Raw genomic sequence first — 17,021 nt, 5'->3', positions numbered from 1 at the left:
GGGGGCGTACACGCATATGCGCGGGGCGCTCGTCCTTCCGTACGCCCCCTCCGTCAGGGGCACCGGGCCCCCGCCGCCCGGGAGCCGCAGGCGCCCTAGACTGGTGCGCTGCCCGTAAAGCCCCCGGAGAGACAGGCAGTCGCCACTCATGAAGCTCGTCTTCGCAGGCACCCCCGAGGTCGCCGTTCCCGCCCTGGACGCCCTGCTCGCCTCCGGCCGGCACGAGGTGGCCGCCGTCGTCACCCGGCCGGACGCCCCGGCGGGGCGCGGCCGGCGGCTCGTCGCCAGCCCGGTGGCCCAGCGGGCCGAGGAGGCCGGGATCGAGGTCCTGAAGCCGGCCAGGCCCCGCGACGAGGACTTCCTCGCCCGGCTGCGGGAGATCGCCCCGGACTGCTGCCCGGTCGTCGCCTACGGTGCGCTGCTGCCCAAGGTCGCCCTCGACATCCCCGCCCGGGGCTGGGTCAACCTGCACTTCTCGCTGCTGCCGGCCTGGCGCGGCGCGGCCCCCGTGCAGCACTCGCTGATGGCGGGCGACCAGGTGACGGGCGCGTCCACCTTCCTGATCGAGGAGGGCCTGGACTCCGGCCCGGTCTACGGCGTCGTCACCGAGGACATCCGGCCCACCGACACCAGCGGCGACCTGCTCACCCGGCTGGCGTTCGCGGGTGCCGGGCTGCTCGCCGCCACCATGGACGGGATCGAGGACGGCTCGCTCCAGGCCGTGCCGCAGCCGGTCGAGGGGATCACCCTCGCACCGAAGATCCAGGTCGAGGACGCCCACGTCGACTTCGCCGCCCCCGCGCTGCGGGTGGACCGCGTGGTCCGCGGCTGCACCCCGGCCCCCGGTGCCTGGACGGTCTTCCGGGGCGAGCGCCTCAAGCTGATCCAGGTCACCCCGCTGCCCGACCGCACGGACCTGGCCCCGGGGCAGCTCGTCGCGGGCAAGAATAACGTGTACGCGGGCACCGGCTCGTACGCGGTCGAGCTCCTCTGGGTGCAGCCCCAGGGCAAGAAGCCGATGAAGGCCGCCGACTGGGCGCGCGGCGTGCGCATCGCGCCGGGCGAGGCCCTCGGCGCCTGAGCCCCTCTCCGGGGCCCGGCGCCCGACACCAGGCGCGGGTGCCCACGCGGGGCCGGGTTCCGAGGGGCGGCTCGGACCGGCACGGGCCCGGGCACCGAGAAGCGGCGCGGACCGGCACGGGCCGAAGGTCGGCGCGGTCGACACGGACCGGGGCGCCGACGGGAGGCCGGCACGGGCCCGGGCTCCGGGGGGAGGCGGGCTCTCCACGGGCCCGGGAGCGGGTCGGGACGCGGCGGACGTAGGCTTGGGGGGTTCGACCTCGTCATTTCGTCACGCGGAGCACCTTTGAGCGAGCAGGCACGTCGCCGTCCCCACAAGCCCTACCGGCGGCCCCAGAAGGACCCCGTCCGGATGCTCGCCTTCGAGGCGCTGAGGGCGGTGGACGAGCGGGACGCCTACGCGAACCTGGTGCTGCCGCCGCTCCTCAAGAAGGCCCGCGAGGGCGGGAACTTCGACGGCCGGGACGCGGCTCTCGCGACCGAGCTGGTCTACGGGACGCTGCGCCGCCAGGGGACGTACGACGCGATCATCGCCGCCTGCATCGACCGGCCGCTGCGCGAGGTCGACCCGCCCGTCCTCGACGTGCTCGCGCTCGGTGCCCACCAACTGCTCGGCACCCGGATCCCCACCCATGCCGCCGTCTCCGCCAGTGTCGAGCTGGCGCGGGTCGTGCTCGGCGACGGGCGGGCCAAGTTCGTGAACGCCGTGCTGCGCAAGATCTCGCAGCAGGACCTCGACGCCTGGGTGGCGCAGGTCGCCCCGCCGTACGACGCGGACCCCGAGGACCACCTCGCCGTCGTCCACTCGCACCCCCGCTGGGTCGTCTCGGCGCTCTGGGACTCCCTCGGCGGCGGCCGCGCCGGGATCGAGGACCTCCTGGAGGCGGACAACGAGCGTCCCGAGGTCACCCTCGTCGCCCGTCCCGGCCGGTCCACCACCGACGAGCTCGCCGAGGCCACCGAGACCCTGCCGGGCCGCTGGTCGCCGTACGCCGTCCGGATGGCCGAGGGCGGCGAGCCCGGCGCCATCGAGGCGGTCAAGGACGGCCGGGCCGGCGTCCAGGACGAGGGCAGCCAGCTCGTCGCCATCGCCCTCGCCAACGCGCCGCTCGACGGCGCCGACGCCCGCTGGCTCGACGGCTGCGCGGGCCCCGGCGGCAAGGCCGCGCTCCTCGCGGCCCTCGCCGCCGAGCGGGGCGCCGCACTGCTCGCCTCCGAGAAGCAGCCGCACCGCGCGCGCCTCGTCGAGCGCGCCCTCGCCGGCAACCCCGGCCCGTACCAGGTGATCGCCGCCGACGGCACCCGCCCGCCGTGGCGCCCCGGCTCCTTCGACCGGGTCCTCATGGACGTGCCCTGCTCGGGCCTCGGCGCGCTGCGCCGCCGCCCGGAGGCCCGCTGGCGGCGTCGTCCCGAGGACCTGGACGGCTTCGCGCCGCTCCAGCGCGCCCTGCTCACGGAGGCGCTCGGCGCGGTCCGGGTCGGCGGGGTCGTGGGGTACGCGACCTGCTCGCCGCACCTCGCCGAGACCCGGGTGGTCGTCGACGACGTCCTGAAGAAGGTCGGCGGCGCCGAACTGATCGACGCCCGCCCGCTGCTGCCGGGCGTGCCGGCTCTCGGCGACGGTCCGGACCTCCAGCTCTGGCCGCATCTGCACGGCACGGACGCCATGTATCTGGCGCTGGTCCGCCGCACGGCGTGACTCCGCGGACCCCCGACCCTTCGATCAACTGACCGTAATCTCCCGGTCTGCGCCGGTCCCGGCTCGTCGGTTCACACCGAAAATGGTCTGGACCGCACCCGAAACCGCTGGGCGGCAAAGAAGTGCCCAAGAACGTGGGAAGCTTGGCGCATGGCGCAGATCAACCCCAGCATCCTGTCCGCGGACTTCGCCCGGCTCGCTGAGGAGGCGAAGGCCGTCGACGGAGCCGACTGGCTGCACGTCGACGTGATGGACAACCACTTCGTGCCCAACCTGACCCTGGGTGTGCCGATCGTGGAGTCGCTCGCCCGCGCGACCGACACGCCCCTCGACTGCCATCTGATGATCGAGGACCCCGACCGCTGGGCGCCCCGGTACGTCGAGGCGGGCGCCGGCTCGGTGACCTTCCACGTCGAGGCGGCCGCGGCGCCCGTCCGGCTCGCGCGCGAGATCCGGGCCAAGGGCGCGCGCGCCTCGATGGCGCTCAAGCCGGCCACGCCCATCGAGCCGTACGAGGACCTGCTCCCCGAGCTCGACATGCTGCTGATCATGACCGTCGAGCCCGGCTTCGGCGGTCAGGCCTTCCTCGACATCATGCTGCCCAAGATCCGCCGTACCCGTGAGCTGATCTCCAAGCACGGTCTGGAGCTGTGGCTCCAGGTCGACGGCGGGGTCGCCGAGTCCACGATCGAGCGGTGCGCGGAGGCCGGCGCCGATGTCTTCGTGGCGGGTTCCGCGGTCTACGGCGCGGCCGACCCGGCCGCCGCCGTCGCCTCGCTGCGGGCCCGCGCGGAGGCCGTGACGGCCACCGCGCCGTGGGCGTGTGGCCACTGAGCCTCCGGTGGGTGAACGCGGTCCGTCGGGCCGCCGACAGGACTGATCAAGGCCCGCCGCATCTGACAGGATGGACGGCGAGTCCAGAGTGTGAACGACAGCGGTACGCGAACAGCGGTACATGGACGTCGGTACGTGAACAGCGGTACGTGAACAGGTGAGGAGATCGCGGTGGCGGGTATGTCGGCGGGACGGTCAGCCCTGCGGATGGGCCCCGCGGAGCTGGTGCAGGCGGCGGCCATGGCCCGCCGCTTCTACCTCGAGGGCAAGTCCAAGATCCAGATCGCCGAGGAGTTCGGCGTGAGCCGCTTCAAGGTGGCCCGGGTCCTGGAGACCGCCCTGGAGCGCGATCTCGTACGCATCGAGATCCGCGTACCGGCCGAGCTGGACGCCGAGCGCTCCGACGCGCTCCGTGCCCGCTACGGGCTCCGCCACGCCGTCGTCGTCGAGTCCCCGGCGGAGGGCGAGGACGAGTCGCCCGACCCCGAGAACCTCGGCGAGGTCGCGGCCGACCTGCTCGGTGAGCTCGTGACCGAGGGCGACGTCCTGGGTCTCGCCTGGGGCCGCTCCACCATCCACATGGCGGCGGCGCTCGACCGGCTGCCCCCGTGCACCGTCGTCCAGCTCACCGGTGTGTACGACGCCGGGACCGCCGAGCGCGGCTCCGTCGAGGCCGTCCGCCGCGCCGCCCAGGTCTCCGGCGGCGAGGCACACCCGATCTACGCGCCCATGCTGCTGCCGGACCCGGCGACCGCGGCCGCGCTGCGCAGCCAGACCGGTATCGCGCGGGCCTTCGAGTACTTCGACAAGGTGACCGTCGCCTGCGTCTCCATCGGCTCCTGGGAGCCGGGCATCTCGACCGTCCACGACATGCTCTCGGACGAGGAGCGCGCCCACTACGCCTCGCTCGGCGTCGCCGCCGAGATGTCCGCGCACCTCTTCGACGCCGAGGGGCGCCGGGTCGGCCGAGACCTGGGCGAGCGCTGCATCACCGTCGAGGCGGACCGGCTGCGCCGGATCCCCGAGGTCGTCGCCATCGCGGGCGGCCAGCGCAAGGCGGCGGCGATCGGCGCGGTGCTCCGCTCCGGGCTCGTCACCAGCCTGGTCACCGACCGCGCCGCGGCGGACTACCTGCTCACCGAGTCCAGCCCGGGGACGCACCCGGCGCTCGACCGGACGGACCCGGACGGCGTCTGACCGAAGACCCGCCGGCCGAGCCGACGGCGCTGACCGAGCCGATCGAGGGCCGGAGCCATCCCGTAACGGTATGTTCGGGACATGTTGCTCCGGCCCTCGCGCATGCTCGTCGGACTCGTCGGGCTCGTCCTCTGCGTCTTCCTGGCCGGGTGCTCCGCGTCGGGCGGCGGCGCCGGACCGGCGGCTCCCGCCCGCACCACCCCCGGCGCCACCGCCGAGGCCGTGGCGCCCTCCGGGACCTCCGGACTGCCCACCGTGCGGGCCGCCGACCTGCCGCCCGAGGCGCGGAAGACCCTCGACCTCATCGCGCGCGGCGGCCCCTACCCGTACGCCAGGGACGGCGCCGTCTTCTCCAACTTCGAGCGGATCCTGCCCCGCGAGCCACGCGGCTACTACCGCGAGTACACCGTGCGGACCCCCGGTGAACGCGACCGCGGAGCGCGCCGGATCGTCACCGGGCGGGACGGCGAGATCTACTGGACCGACGACCACTACGAGAGCTTCCGGGAGGTGATCACCGATGAGAGTTGACGACCCCGTCGTCCTCGACCTGACCGGCGTCACGGACAAGGCCGGGCTCATGGACCGGTGCGCCACCGTCCTCGCCCTGCCCGACTGGTTCGGCCGGAACTGGGACGCTCTCGCCGACTGCCTCACCGATCTGCCAGAGCCGGTCACCCTCGTCGTCACCGGCTGGCGGGAGTACGCGAGGACGCGCCCGCGCGAGTGGCGGACCGCCCAGGACGTCTTCGCCACGGCCGTGGATCAGCGCCCCACCCGCCTCATGGTCCTCGTCGCCCTGGGGGAGGCCTTCGGAGGATCCGACGAAGCCGCTGCCGCAAGCCTCGGATGATCCGCCTGGGGATGGTATGCGTACGGGCGTGGGACAATGAACTACGTGCTTTTTCCCCTGGCTGAAATGCCTAGGGGCCGATCCGAACGACTGGGATGTCAGCACGTGCGTTTCCTCAATGACGTCAAGCCGCCCTACGACCTGACGTACGACGACGTTTTCATGGTGCCGAGCCGCTCGGCCGTCGGTTCCCGCCAGGCGGTGGACCTCTCCTCGCCGGACGGAACCGGGACCACGATCCCGCTGGTCGTGGCCAACATGACCGCCATCGCCGGCCGCCGCATGGCCGAGACCGTCGCCCGCCGGGGCGGACTGGTCGTCATCCCGCAGGACATCCCGATCGAGGTCGTCACCGACGTCATCTCGTGGGTCAAGAGCCGTCACCACGTGCTCGACACCCCGATCGTCCTCGCCCCCCACCAGACCGTCGCCGACGCGCTCTCGCTGCTGCCCAAGCGGGCGCACGACGCCGCCGTCGTCGTCGACGAGGACCGCCGTCCGGTCGGTGTCGTCACCGACGCCGACCTGTCCGGGGTGGACCGCTTCACGCAGCTCTCCGAGGTCATGTCGAAGGACCTGCTCCTCCTCGACGCCGACATCGAGCCGCGCGACGCCTTCAACACGCTCGACCACGCCAACCGCCGCTACGCCCCGGCCGTGGACAAGGACGGCCGCCTGGTCGGCATCCTGACCCGCAAGGGCGCGCTCCGCGCGACCCTGTACACCCCGGCCGTCGACGCCGACGGCAAGCTGCGCATCGCCGCCGCCGTCGGCATCAACGGCGACTTCGTGGGCAAGGCCAAGCAGCTGCTCGACGCGGGCGTCGACACGCTCGTCATCGACACGGCGCACGGCCACCAGGAGTCGATGATCGCCGCGATCAAGGCCGTGCGCGCCCTCGACCCGCAGGTCCCGATCGTCGCCGGCAACATCGTCGCAGCCGAGGGTGTCCGCGACCTCATCGAGGCCGGCGCGGACATCATCAAGGTCGGCGTGGGCCCCGGCGCCATGTGCACCACGCGCATGATGACCGGCGTCGGCCGCCCGCAGTTCTCCGCCGTCCTGGAGTGCGCCGCCGAGGCCGAGAAGTACGGCAAGCACGTCTGGGCCGACGGTGGCGTCCGGCACCCGCGCGATGTCGCCATGGCGCTCGCCGCCGGCGCGTCCAACGTGATGATCGGCTCCTGGTTCGCCGGGACGTACGAGTCCCCCGGCGACCTCCAGCACACCGCCGACGGCCGCCCGTACAAGGAGTCCTTCGGCATGGCCTCGGCCCGCGCCGTGCAGAACCGCACGAGCGAGGAGTCGGCCTACGACCGCGCCCGCAAGGGTCTCTTCGAGGAGGGCATCTCCACCTCGCGCATGTTCCTCGACCCGGCCCGCCCGGGCGTCGAGGACCTGATCGACTCGATCATCGCGGGCGTCCGCTCCTCCTGCACCTACGCCGGTGCCGGCTCGCTGGCCGAGTTCGAGGAGAAGGCCGTGATCGGCATCCAGTCCGCCGCGGGCTACGCCGAGGGCAAGCCGCTGCACGCCAGCTGGAGCTAGTCCCGTCACGTCGTGACATGAACGGGCCCCCGGGAAACTCTCCCGGGGGCCCGCCGTCGTCCCGTACGGTCGCCGCATGGACCATGTGGACCGTACGGAGATCCGGCCCTGCCGCGCCGCCGACCTGCCGCAGCTCGACCGGCACCTTCCCGCGCCCGGGGCGCCGACCCGCCACGCGGACCGGTTCGCGCGCCAGGAGGCCGGGACGGGCACGTACCTCCTCGCCTGGCGGGACGGCGTACCCGTGGGCCACGGGCAGGTCCGCTGGGACGGCTGCGCGGCCCCCGAGGTGCGGGCCGCTGTCGGGGAGTGCCCGGAGTTCAACGGCCTCGACGTACGGGCCGGGCTCCGGGGGCAGGGCATCGGTACGGCCCTGATCCACGCGGCCGAGGAGCTGGTGCGGGAGCGCGGCGGAAGCGTCCTGGGGCTCGGCGTGGGCCGTGACAACCCGAGGGCCGCGGCGCTGTACGGCCGACTCGGCTACACGCCCGTCGTCGTGTACACCGACCGCTGGAGCCGGACGGACGCGGACGGGTGCCCGCACGACGAGGCCGACCCCTGCACCTTCCTGGTCAGGGAGCTCACGGCACGGGACGCCTGAGCGAGGGCTCAAGGACCCCGCCGAGGGCCTCCGCGACGGCCGCCGCGATCCTGGCGTGGCCCCGGTCGTTCGGGTGCAGTCCGTCCGCCAGGTGCTCCGGGCCGAGCAACGGCCGCCCCGGGAGGACCAGGAGCCGTGTGTCGCCCTCGGCGGCCAGGTCCAGCCCGGCCCGCTCCATGGCCCTGCGCAGCTCCGTGAGGGTCGCTCCGAGGGCGTTGCGTGTGTGCTCCGCAGCCGGGCGCAGCACGGGCGAGACGATCATCAGCGGCGTCTCCGGGTGGCCTCGGCGGACCAGGCCCACGAAGGCCCGGACGGTGGCGTAGAGCCAGTCGGCCGTCGCGGGCACCGCGGACCAGCAGTTGGTGCCGAACGCGAGGGTGATCACCTCGCCGGGGAGCCGCGCCAGGTGTTCGGCGAGCGGGAGTTCGCCGCGCGCCCCGCCCGCGTACCCGAGGTTCACCGCGTCGAGGCCGAGGAGCCGGCCCGCCGTGGCGGGCCAGGAGTGGGCCGGGCGGGTCGAGCACCAGCCCTCGGTGATCGAGTCGCCGTGGACCAGCCAGCGGGGCTGCGCGGGGGCGGGGGCGAGCGCCCCGCCGAGGGCCCGCAGGGCGAGCGGCACCGGCGCCTGGCCCTCCGGGAGGTGGACGGTGAAGACGCCGCCGCCCGGGGGCAGCGGGAGCGTCACGGTGGCCTCGGCGGCCGGGTCGGCACAGGTCTCGCCGACGAGCCGCGTACCGCTCCAGAGCGCGAAGCAGTGGCGGAGTCCGGCGAGCGGGTCGTCGGGCCCGGGGACGGCCGCCCGGTAGCGCAGCCGCACCGCGCGCGTGCCGGGGGCGGCCGTGAACTCCAGCCGTACGCCGATGGGCAGAGCGGCCCGCTCGGCGATGTCCCACGGCAGCCGTTCCAGGTCGTCGGGGTCGGCGCGTACCGGCCGGTCCCCGTCCAGCCAGGCCGTACCGCGCAGGAAGGGCGCCGGGTCGAGCCAGCCCACCTGGGCCTCCGATCGGGGGGTCGTCGTGGCCTCGCAGCGTGGGTCACGGGGCATGAGGAATCCATGCTCGCGGAAGGCCGGTTCACACCCCCAATGTGTGGATTCATGCGGGGGAGCGCAATGTTTCCCCGTCTGCGACCCGAGAGCGCAATGATCATTCGGCAGTGCGCAACAACCCTGCATTACGAGTGCGAACCTCTGCCCCTTAGGCTCGTGCCTCGTACCAGGAGTGGCGGGGACCGCCTGCTCGGCGGTTCCGTCCCCCGTGGGCCCCTTTCGGCATGCCCACGTACCGCTGCGGTCCCACGTCACGACGACAGGCAGCGATAAGGAGCCTCCGCAGTGCTGGACCATGGCGCAGCCCCACCGGTCGAGGAATCGACCCTCCGCAAGACCTCCGCTCTCGGCGCACTGATCCGGCGCAAGCCGGTGGAACAGCTGGTCGCAGAGGGTGGGCAGGGTGAGGGCGGCAATCTCCGCCGCTCGCTCTCCATGTGGCAGCTGACCATGATCAGCATCGGTGCCACGCTCGGCACCGGCATCTTCGTCGTGCTCGGCGACGCCGTTCCGAAGGCCGGCCCCGCGGTCACCGTCGCCTTCGTCATCGCCGGCCTGACGGCTCTCTTCTCCGCCCTCTCGTACGCCGAGCTGGCCGGCTCCATACCGGTCGCGGGTTCCTCCTACTCGTACGCTTACGCAACGATGGGCGAACTCGTCGCCTGGGTCTGCGGCTGGTGCCTGGTCCTGGAGTACGGCGTCTCGGTCGCCGCCGTGGCCGTCGGCTGGGGCGAGTACCTCAACGAGCTGCTCGACGGAACGATCGGGGTCACCATCCCCGACGCGCTCTCCTCCGCCCCGGGCGAGGGCGGTTTCGTCAACCTGCCCGGCCTGATCGTCGTCCTGCTCGCGATGGTCTTCCTGCTCGGTGGCGCCCGCGAGTCCGCCGTCGTCAACACCATCATGGTCTTCGTGAAGATCGCCGCGCTGGTGCTCTTCTGCGCCATCGGCTTCATGGGCTTCAAGTCCGGCAACTACGCCGACTTCATGCCCCTCGGCATGGCCGGCGTCAGCGCCGCCGGTGCCAGCCTCTTCTTCTCCTACATCGGCTTCGACGCCGCCTCCACCGCCGGTGAGGAGGCGAAGGACCCAAAGCGCGACCTGCCCCGCGCGATCATGCTCTCGCTGCTCATCGTCACCGTGCTCTACGTCCTGGTCGCGGCCGTCGCGGTCGGCGCGTGGAACTGGAAGGACTTCGACGGCTCCGAGGCCACCCTCGCCGCGATCATGAACGACGTCAGCGGCCAGAAGTTCTGGGGCACCCTGCTCGCCGCCGGCGCCGTCATCTCGATCGCCAGCGTCGTCCTCACCGTCCTCTACGGCCAGACCCGCGTGCTCTTCGCGATGTCCCGCGACGGCCTCGTGCCCAAGGTCTTCGGGAAGGTCAACGCCAAGACCGGCACCCCCCGGGTGAACACCGTCCTCGTGTCGCTGTTCTGCGGCGCCCTGGCCTCCGTCATCCCGCTGGGCAAGCTCGTCGACGCCACCAGCATCGGCACCCTGTTCGCGTTCGCCCTGGTCAACATCGCGGTGATCGTGCTGCGCCGCACCCGCCCGACCATGGACCGCACGTTCCGCGTGCCGCTCGGCTGGACCTTCCCGATCCTGGGCTTCCTGTTCTGCGTGTACAACATGTTCAGCCTGGACTCGGTCACCTGGGTGGTCTTCGGTTGCTGGATGGCCGCGGGCCTCGTGTTCTACTTCCTGTACGGCATGCGCCGCTCCCGACTGGCCTCCGCGCCGACCGTGGCAGAGACCTCAGCAGAGAAGTGATCCACCCGTAGTGCGACTCAACGACCTCGACGAACGCATCGTCCACGCCCTCGCGGAAGACGCCCGCCGCAGCTACGCCGACATCGGCTCGCTCGTCGGACTCTCCGCCCCCGCCGTGAAACGGCGTGTGGACCGGCTCAGGGCCGAGGGCGCCATCACCGGATTCACCGTACGGGTGGACCCGGCGGCGCTCGGCTGGGAGACCGAGGGCTTCGTCGAGATCTACTGTCGCCACAACACCTCGCCGGACGACATCCGGCGGGGTCTGGAGCGGTACCCCGAGGTGGTGTCCGCGTCGACCGTCACCGGTGACGCGGACGCCGTCGTCCAGGTCTTCGCCTCGGACATGCGCCACTTCGAGCGGGTCCTGGAGCGGATCGCGGGCGAGCCCTTCGTGGAGCGCACCAAGTCCGTCCTGGTGCTGTCGCCGCTCCTGCGGCGCTTCTCCTCGGGTTCGCCCGCGTAACCCCGCGGGACGCCGGCGGCCAAGGCGGTGCGGGCCGTGGTTCCCGCACCGCCCTCCGCCCGCCCACCCCCGTGGGGCGGTCCGACCCGCGCTGCCGCGGTCTACTTCACCGGGTAGTCGAACTTCCACGGCAGGACCTGGAAGTCGCCGGTGCCGGCCTTGACCCTCTCGTACGGCGCCGCGGCGTTGCACGGGGGCACCTCGTCCTTCGTCGGGTCCGAGGTGAGCCAGCTGTAGCCCAGCCGATCGTGCCGGCCGTCGTCGTGCACCGACACCCCGACCCGCTTGTGCAGGAGCCCCGGCACGTCGGTCTTCGTGACGATGCCCGTCACGGTGGCCACCTTGCCGCCCGTCGCGAGGCAGTCGACCTTCACCTCGGCGGAACCGCCCTCGCCGTTCTTGTAGTGGCTGTACCGGAAGGTCCCCGTGGCGGCCAGCACGTCGTTCCGGTCCTCGGCGGCGAGATGCGCGTCGAAGGAGAACGTGATGTCGTCCCCGGCCGGGCGGTACAGCTTGGCCGAACCGGTCAGCGCCGCGGCCTCCGTGACGGCGGCCGGGGCCGGGGCCGGGCGGTGGCTGTCGTCCGCCGAGGCGGCGGCCACGCCCCCGGCCCCCAGGGTGAGCAGAAGGGCGGCGGAGACGGCGACGATCTTCGTACGACGGTTCATGGCTGCGCGGTCCTTTCGGCAGGTCGTCCGGGGTTTCTCCGGACGACCACCACTCTTCCGGGGCGCCCGCCGCACGGCGTCGAGCCGCAGGACGGTTCGGTCTCCGCCGCGCGGCGGAGAAGGACCACGACCTCGGGCGGGGCCGTACGCAACGAATCGCCGCCCCACCGGTCGATCGCGCAACGGTTCGACGGTCGGTCCGCAACGCTGCCGTCTTGTCCCGACCGAGCGCGAAACCGTACCGTTTTTGACGTCTTCCCCCTGTACTTCGACCCCCCGAGGATCACGCATGCCCGCGCTGCGCACCGCCCTGCTCCAGAGCTCCGGCGAGCTCGGTGACGTGGCCGCCAATCTCAAGATCCTCGACGAGGCCGCCGGCCGTGCCGCCGCGGCCGGAGCGGGACTGCTGCTCGCCCCCGAGCTCTTCCTCACCGGGTACGCCATCGGCGCCGACATCGCGCGCCTGGCCGAGCCGGCCGACGGCCCCTCCGCCCGCGCCGTCGCGGCGATCGCCGTGCGCCACGGCCTGGCCGTCGGCTACGGCTACCCGGAGCGGGACACCGAGCAGCACGGGGTCCTGTACAACTCCGCCCAGCTCGTCGGCGCCGACGGCGTCCCGCTCGCGCGGTACCGGAAGACCCACCTCTTCGGAGACTTCGAGCTGACCTGGTTCACCCCCGGTGACCGGGCCGTCGTCCAGGCGGAGCTCGACGGCCTCACCGTCGGCATGATGATCTGCTACGACGTCGAGTTCCCCGAGAACGTGCGGGCGCACGCGCTGGCCGGTACGGACCTCCTCCTCGTACCGACCGCGCTCATGCACCCCGCCGAGGTCGTGCCCCTGTCCGTGGTGCCGGTCCGCGCCTTCGAGAACCAGCTCTACATCGCGTACGCCAACCGGACCGGACCGGAGAAGGAGTTCGAGTTCGTCGGGCTCTCCACCCTCGCCGGCCCCGACGGCACCGCCCGGGCTCGCGCCGGGCGCGGCGAGGACCTCGTCCTCGGCGACGTCGACCCGGCCCTCCTCGCGGCCTCCCGCGAGGAGAACCCCTACCTCCGCGACCGGCGCCCGGGCCTCTACGGCTCTCTCGTCTGAGCCGCCCCGCCCCACTCGCGCAGTCGCCAGGCCTCACCCTCTTTTCCGTGCAAGGAGTCCGTACCCCATGACGTCCACGGTGCCCACGACCGCCGTCCCCCACAGCGACGGCCAGCCGCCGATCACCATGTTCGGTCCGGACTTCCCGTACGCCTACGACGACTTCCTGGCCCACCCGGCCGGGCTCGGCCAGATACCCGCGACCGAGCACGGCACCGAGGTCGCCGTCATCGGCGGCGGACTCTCCGGCATCATCGCCGCGTACGAGCTGATGAAGATGGGCCTCAAGCCCGTCGTCTACGAGGCCGACCAGATCGGCGGCAGGCTCCGCACCGTCGGCTTCGAGGGCACCGCCACCGAGGGCCTCACCGCCGAGATGGGCGCCATGCGGTTCCCGCCCTCCTCGACCGCGCTCCAGCACTACATCGACCTGGTCGGCCTGGAGACCACGCCCTTCCCGAACCCGCTGGCCGAGACGACCCCCTCGACCGTCGTCGACCTCAAGGGCGAGTCGCACTACGCCACCACCGTCGACGACCTCCCGCAGGTCTACCGCGACGTGATGAACGCGTGGAACGCCTGCCTCGACGAGGGCGCCGACTTCTCCGACATGAACCAGGCCATGCGCGAGCGCGACGTCCCGCGCATCCGCGAGATCTGGTCGAAGCTCGTCGAGAAGCTCGACAACCAGACGTTCTACGGCTTCCTCTGCGAGTCGGAGTCCTTCAAGTCCTTCCGGCACCGCGAGATCTTCGGCCAGGTCGGCTTCGGCACCGGCGGCTGGGACACCGACTTCCCCAACTCCATCCTGGAGATCCTCCGCGTCGTCTACACCGAGGCGGACGACCACCACCGCGGCATCGTCGGCGGCTCGCAGCAGCTGCCGCTGCGCCTGTGGGAGCGCGAGCCGGAGAAGATCGTCCACTGGGCGCAGGGCACCTCGCTCAGCTCCCTGCACGAGGGCACCCCGAAGCCGGCCGTGACCCGGCTGAACCGGACCGCCGGCAACCGGATCACCGTCACCGACGCCTCCGGCGACATCCGCACCTTCCAGGCGGCGATCTTCACCGCCCAGTCCTGGATGCTGCTCTCCAAGATCGCCTGTGACGACTCGCTCTTCCCGATCGACCACTGGACGGCGATCGAGCGCACCCACTACATGGAGTCGTCGAAGCTCTTCGTGCCCGTCGACCGGCCGTTCTGGCTGGACAAGGACGAGGAGACGGGGCGGGACGTCATGTCGATGACGCTCACCGACCGGATGACCCGCGGCACCTACCTCCTGGACGACGGCCCGGACAAGCCGGCCACCATCTGCCTCTCGTACACGTGGTGCGACGACAGCCTGAAGTGGCTGCCGCTGTCCGCGAACGAGCGGATGGAGGTCATGCTGAAGTCGCTCGGCGAGATCTACCCGAAGGTCGACATCCGGAAGCACATCATCGGCAACCCGGTGACGGTCTCCTGGGAGAACGAGCCCTACTTCATGGGCGCGTTCAAGGCGAACCTGCCCGGTCACTACCGCTACCAGCGGCGCCTGTTCACCCACTTCATGCAGGACCGGCTGCCCGAGGACAAGCGGGGCATCTTCCTCGCGGGCGACGACATCTCCTGGACGGCCGGCTGGGCCGAGGGCGCGGTGCAGACGGCGCTCAACGCGGTGTGGGGCGTGATGCACCACTTCGGCGGCGGCACCGACGCCACCAACCCGGGTCCGGGCGACGTGTACGACGAGATCGCCCCGGTCGAGCTGCCGGAGGACTGAGCCGTACGGTCCGGGGCCGGGCGGTCCTGTGCGGGCCGGGCGGTCCTGCGCTGGGCCGGGTCCGGAACGACCCGGCCCGGCACGGGCAGGCCGGGCGCGGCCAAGCCCGGCACGGCCGGTTCAGGACATGCTCAGGGCATGGTCAGGGGCGTGAGGAGCATCCGCCCCACCAGGCCCACCGAGCGGTCGAGGCGTTCCGTGAACTCCTCGGCCAGCTCGGGCAGGCCGCGCAGCTGCCACAGCGAGCGCGCCGCGAGCCAGGCCCCGTCGCGGGCCCGGTCGAGGCTCCAGCAGCCGAGCAGATGGGTCAACGGGTCCGCGATCTCCAAGAGGTCCGGGCCCGGCATCAGTTCCTCCCGGATGCGCTCCTCCAGGAGGACCAGGACGTCGCCGACCCGGTCGAACTCGTTCTCCAGGTCGGCGGGAGCGCACTCCAGGACCTGGCAGGTGTCGACCACCGCGAGGGCCAGGTCGTGGCCGATGTGGGCGTTGATCCCAGCCAGCGCGAACTGCAGCGGCCGTACGCCGGGATGGCGGCGGTAGCGGAACAGCGGCCGCCAGCAGGCGGGGGAGGGGCGGCCGGTCGAGGCCGCGTCGACCGCCGTCAGGTACCGCTCGGCGAACCGCACGTCGAGGGTGGCGGCGGCCCGCCGGTCGGCGAAGCCGCCCGCCTCGATGGCGTGGCCGATCTCCTCGGTGACGGTCAGATAGACCCGGTTGAAGACGGCGACCCCGTCGGCCGGATGCCAGGCCGAGCGGAAGGCCCGCATCCGGTCCACCACGGGGTCGACCGCGAGGAACGGGCCGGGCTGCCGCCCGACCCGCCGTGTCTGTTCGCTCTGCCCGATCTGCTGGGTCTGCGCCATGCGGGCAGGCTCCCAGGCGCCGGGCCCGGGAGGGAACTCCTCCGGCCCGGCTTACCCAGAACGGGCGAATCACTCAGTTCTTCGACAGCGGCCCGTCGCCGGACGTGCTCTCGCCGGACGGGGTCCCGTCGGACGTGCCCTCACCGGGCGTGCCCTCGTACGAGCTGGTGCCCGAGTCGAGCAGCGGCTCCTGCTGCTTGAGGTGGGCCGGGGCGAAGGCCCGCAGCACGTGGTAGCCGGTGATGACGACGATCGTGCCCAGCGCGATGCCGCCCAGCTCGAAGGTGTCCGTGAAGGTCAGCTTCACCCCGCCGACGCCGATGATGATGCCCGCGGCGGCCGGGACCAGGTTGAGCGGGTTGCGCAGGTCGACCTTGGCGTTGATCCAGATCTGGGCGCCGAGCAGGCCGATCATGCCGTACAGGATCACGGTGATGCCGCCGAGGACGCCACCGGGGATGGCGGCGACGACCGCGCCGAACTTCGGGCAGAGGCCGAAGAGCAGGGCGAAGCCGGCGGCGGCCCAGTAGGCGGCCGTCGAGTAGACCCGGGTGGCGGCCATGACGCCGATGTTCTCGGAGTACGTGGTGTTCGGCGGGCCGCCCACGGCGGTCGACAGCATCGAGGCGGCGCCGTCGGCGGCGATCGCCGTGCCCAGTTGGTCGTCCAGCGGCGTGCCGGTCATCTCGCCGACCGCCTTGACGTGTCCGGCGTTCTCGGCGATCAGGGCGATGACGACGGGCAGTGCCACCAGGATCGCGGACCACTCGAAGCTCGGGCCGTGGAACGAGGGCAGCCCGACCCAGTCGGCCTGGGAGACACCGGAGAGGTCGAGCCGCCAGTGGTCGGTGACCTGGCCGCTCGCGGACATCGAGTTGATCTTGCCGAAGACCAGGTCGAAGATCCACGAGATGTCGTAGCCGAAGATCAGGCCGAGGAAGATCGCGATCCGGGACCAGAAGCCGCGCAGACAGACGACGGCGAGGCCGGTGAACAGCATCACCAGGAGGGCCGTCCACTGGTCCTGCGGCCAGTACGTCGCCGCGGTGACCGGGGCCAGGTTGAAGCCGATCAGCATGACGACGGCGCCGGTCACGATCGGCGGCATCGCCGCGTGGATGATCCGCGCGCCGAACCTCCTGACCGCGAGACCGGCGAGGAAGAGCACCGCGCCGACGACGAGGACCGCGCCGGTCACGGTGGCGCTGGTGCCGCCCGAGGCCCGGATCGCGGCGGCGACACCGACGAACGACAGCGAGCAGCCGAGGTAGGAGGGGACGGTGCCGCGGGTCGCGAGGAGGAAGATCGCGGTCGCGACACCGGACATCATGATCGCGAGGTTCGGGTCGAGACCCATGAGCACCGGAGCGACGAACGAGGCCCCGAACATGGCGACCACGTGCTGGGCGCCGAGGCCGACCGTGCGGGGCCAGGAGAGCCGTTCGTCCGGGCGGACGACGGCTCCCGGAGCGGGTGTCTTCCCGTCGCCGTGCAAGGTCCAGCGCACGCCGAGGTTCATGAGGTGGC

16 protein-coding genes are annotated in these 17,021 nt (G+C 72.4%); 12 read left to right on the top strand and 4 right to left on the bottom strand.

What is annotated here, in order from left to right; all coding sequences use genetic code 11:
• Window positions 1-148: 148 nt before the first annotated feature.
• The 8 genes from fmt (at window position 149) to ACIP84_RS21785 (ending at window position 7,812) form a co-directional block, all read left to right on the top strand.
• Complete coding sequence (fmt, locus tag ACIP84_RS21820; protein WP_401799539.1) at window positions 149-1,081, top strand: methionyl-tRNA formyltransferase; 933 nt, start codon at window positions 149-151, stop codon at window positions 1,079-1,081.
• 285 nt (window positions 1,082-1,366) lie between these two features.
• On the top strand, window positions 1,367-2,779 hold the full coding sequence (locus ACIP84_RS21815; RefSeq protein ID WP_401799537.1) for an RsmB/NOP family class I SAM-dependent RNA methyltransferase: 1,413 nt from the start codon (window positions 1,367-1,369) through the stop codon (window positions 2,777-2,779).
• 150 nt (window positions 2,780-2,929) lie between these two features.
• A complete protein-coding gene (gene rpe, locus ACIP84_RS21810; RefSeq protein ID WP_355963734.1) occupies window positions 2,930-3,613 on the top strand; it encodes a ribulose-phosphate 3-epimerase in 684 nt (227 codons plus the stop codon).
• Window positions 3,614-3,793: 180 nt separating this feature from the next.
• Window positions 3,794-4,810: a sugar-binding transcriptional regulator gene (locus ACIP84_RS21805; RefSeq protein ID WP_030316333.1), complete on the top strand. Its 1,017-nt coding sequence runs from the start codon at window positions 3,794-3,796 to the stop codon at window positions 4,808-4,810.
• Window positions 4,811-4,891: 81 nt separating this feature from the next.
• Window positions 4,892-5,341: a ribonuclease domain-containing protein gene (locus tag ACIP84_RS21800; RefSeq protein WP_401799534.1), complete on the top strand. Its 450-nt coding sequence runs from the start codon at window positions 4,892-4,894 to the stop codon at window positions 5,339-5,341.
• Window positions 5,331-5,663 carry a barstar family protein gene (locus tag ACIP84_RS21795; RefSeq protein WP_355963729.1) on the top strand — a complete coding sequence of 111 codons (333 nt, stop codon included), beginning with the start codon at window positions 5,331-5,333 and terminating at the stop codon, window positions 5,661-5,663. Before ACIP84_RS21800 ends, ACIP84_RS21795 begins: the two co-directional genes overlap by 11 nt.
• Window positions 5,664-5,768: 105 nt before the next feature.
• On the top strand, window positions 5,769-7,211 hold the full coding sequence (locus ACIP84_RS21790) for a GuaB1 family IMP dehydrogenase-related protein (RefSeq protein WP_355963726.1): 1,443 nt from the start codon (window positions 5,769-5,771) through the stop codon (window positions 7,209-7,211).
• A 76-nt stretch (window positions 7,212-7,287) separates the two neighbouring features.
• Window positions 7,288-7,812, top strand: coding sequence for a GNAT family N-acetyltransferase (locus tag ACIP84_RS21785; protein WP_401799531.1), 525 nt, complete (start codon window positions 7,288-7,290; stop codon window positions 7,810-7,812).
• Here ACIP84_RS21785 and ACIP84_RS21780 read toward each other — a convergent pair.
• Entirely contained in the window at window positions 7,793-8,857 is a 1,065-nt protein-coding gene (locus ACIP84_RS21780; protein ID WP_401799528.1) for a GDSL-type esterase/lipase family protein, read from the bottom strand. The genes ACIP84_RS21785 and ACIP84_RS21780 overlap by 20 nt on opposite strands.
• Before the next feature lie 288 nt (window positions 8,858-9,145).
• Between ACIP84_RS21780 and ACIP84_RS21775 the strand changes: the two genes are divergently transcribed.
• Window positions 9,146-10,633, top strand: a complete 1,488-nt coding sequence (locus ACIP84_RS21775) for an amino acid permease (protein ID WP_401799526.1) — start codon at window positions 9,146-9,148, stop codon at window positions 10,631-10,633.
• A gap of 10 nt (window positions 10,634-10,643) precedes the next feature.
• Window positions 10,644-11,099: an Lrp/AsnC family transcriptional regulator gene (locus ACIP84_RS21770; protein WP_015032260.1), complete on the top strand. Its 456-nt coding sequence runs from the start codon at window positions 10,644-10,646 to the stop codon at window positions 11,097-11,099.
• Between the two features lie 101 nt (window positions 11,100-11,200).
• Here ACIP84_RS21770 and ACIP84_RS21765 read toward each other — a convergent pair whose 3' ends face one another.
• Window positions 11,201-11,767 (bottom strand): Repetin, encoded by a 567-nt coding sequence (locus ACIP84_RS21765; RefSeq protein WP_401799523.1) that lies wholly within the window; start codon window positions 11,765-11,767, stop codon window positions 11,201-11,203.
• A 289-nt stretch (window positions 11,768-12,056) separates the two neighbouring features.
• On the opposite strand from ACIP84_RS21765, the gene ACIP84_RS21760 reads away from it, so the two are divergent.
• Together ACIP84_RS21760 and ACIP84_RS21755 are read left to right on the top strand one after the other, a co-directional pair.
• Window positions 12,057-12,863 carry a carbon-nitrogen hydrolase family protein gene (locus tag ACIP84_RS21760; protein WP_401799521.1) on the top strand — a complete coding sequence of 269 codons (807 nt, stop codon included), beginning with the start codon at window positions 12,057-12,059 and terminating at the stop codon, window positions 12,861-12,863.
• A 67-nt stretch (window positions 12,864-12,930) separates the two neighbouring features.
• Window positions 12,931-14,628 (top strand): NAD(P)/FAD-dependent oxidoreductase, encoded by a 1,698-nt coding sequence (locus ACIP84_RS21755; RefSeq protein WP_355963711.1) that lies wholly within the window; start codon window positions 12,931-12,933, stop codon window positions 14,626-14,628.
• Between the two features lie 131 nt (window positions 14,629-14,759).
• Here the strand turns inward: ACIP84_RS21755 and ACIP84_RS21750 are convergent, their stop codons facing one another.
• Together ACIP84_RS21750 and ACIP84_RS21745 are read right to left on the bottom strand one after the other, a co-directional pair.
• Window positions 14,760-15,494 (bottom strand): DUF5995 family protein, encoded by a 735-nt coding sequence (locus ACIP84_RS21750; RefSeq protein WP_401799518.1) that lies wholly within the window; start codon window positions 15,492-15,494, stop codon window positions 14,760-14,762.
• A 73-nt stretch (window positions 15,495-15,567) separates the two neighbouring features.
• Window positions 15,568-17,013 carry a uracil-xanthine permease family protein gene (locus ACIP84_RS21745; RefSeq protein ID WP_401799516.1) on the bottom strand — a complete coding sequence of 482 codons (1,446 nt, stop codon included), beginning with the start codon at window positions 17,011-17,013 and terminating at the stop codon, window positions 15,568-15,570.
• Window positions 17,014-17,021: the final 8 nt, after the last annotated feature.

It is taken from the genome of Streptomyces sp. NPDC088707 (genome assembly GCF_044752725.1).
Classification (GTDB): Bacteria; Actinomycetota; Actinomycetes; order Streptomycetales; family Streptomycetaceae; genus Streptomyces.
This window is presented reverse-complemented; position numbering and strand designations above follow the sequence as displayed.

Coding starts and splice junctions, on each gene's coding strand:
- fmt (WP_401799539.1), top strand. CDS start 149: ATGAAGCTCGTCTTCGCAGGCACCCCCGAGGTCGCCGTTCCCGCCCTG.
- rpe (WP_355963734.1), top strand. CDS start 2,930: ATGGCGCAGATCAACCCCAGCATCCTGTCCGCGGACTTCGCCCGGCTC.
- ACIP84_RS21805 (WP_030316333.1), top strand. CDS start 3,794: ATGTCGGCGGGACGGTCAGCCCTGCGGATGGGCCCCGCGGAGCTGGTG.
- ACIP84_RS21800 (WP_401799534.1), top strand. CDS start 4,892: ATGTTGCTCCGGCCCTCGCGCATGCTCGTCGGACTCGTCGGGCTCGTC.
- ACIP84_RS21795 (WP_355963729.1), top strand. CDS start 5,331: ATGAGAGTTGACGACCCCGTCGTCCTCGACCTGACCGGCGTCACGGAC.
- ACIP84_RS21785 (WP_401799531.1), top strand. CDS start 7,288: ATGGACCATGTGGACCGTACGGAGATCCGGCCCTGCCGCGCCGCCGAC.
- ACIP84_RS21780 (WP_401799528.1), bottom strand. CDS start 8,857: ATGCCCCGTGACCCACGCTGCGAGGCCACGACGACCCCCCGATCGGAG.
- ACIP84_RS21765 (WP_401799523.1), bottom strand. CDS start 11,767: ATGAACCGTCGTACGAAGATCGTCGCCGTCTCCGCCGCCCTTCTGCTC.
- ACIP84_RS21760 (WP_401799521.1), top strand. CDS start 12,057: ATGCCCGCGCTGCGCACCGCCCTGCTCCAGAGCTCCGGCGAGCTCGGT.
- ACIP84_RS21755 (WP_355963711.1), top strand. CDS start 12,931: ATGACGTCCACGGTGCCCACGACCGCCGTCCCCCACAGCGACGGCCAG.
- ACIP84_RS21750 (WP_401799518.1), bottom strand. CDS start 15,494: ATGGCGCAGACCCAGCAGATCGGGCAGAGCGAACAGACACGGCGGGTC.
- ACIP84_RS21745 (WP_401799516.1), bottom strand. CDS start 17,013: ATGAACCTCGGCGTGCGCTGGACCTTGCACGGCGACGGGAAGACACCC.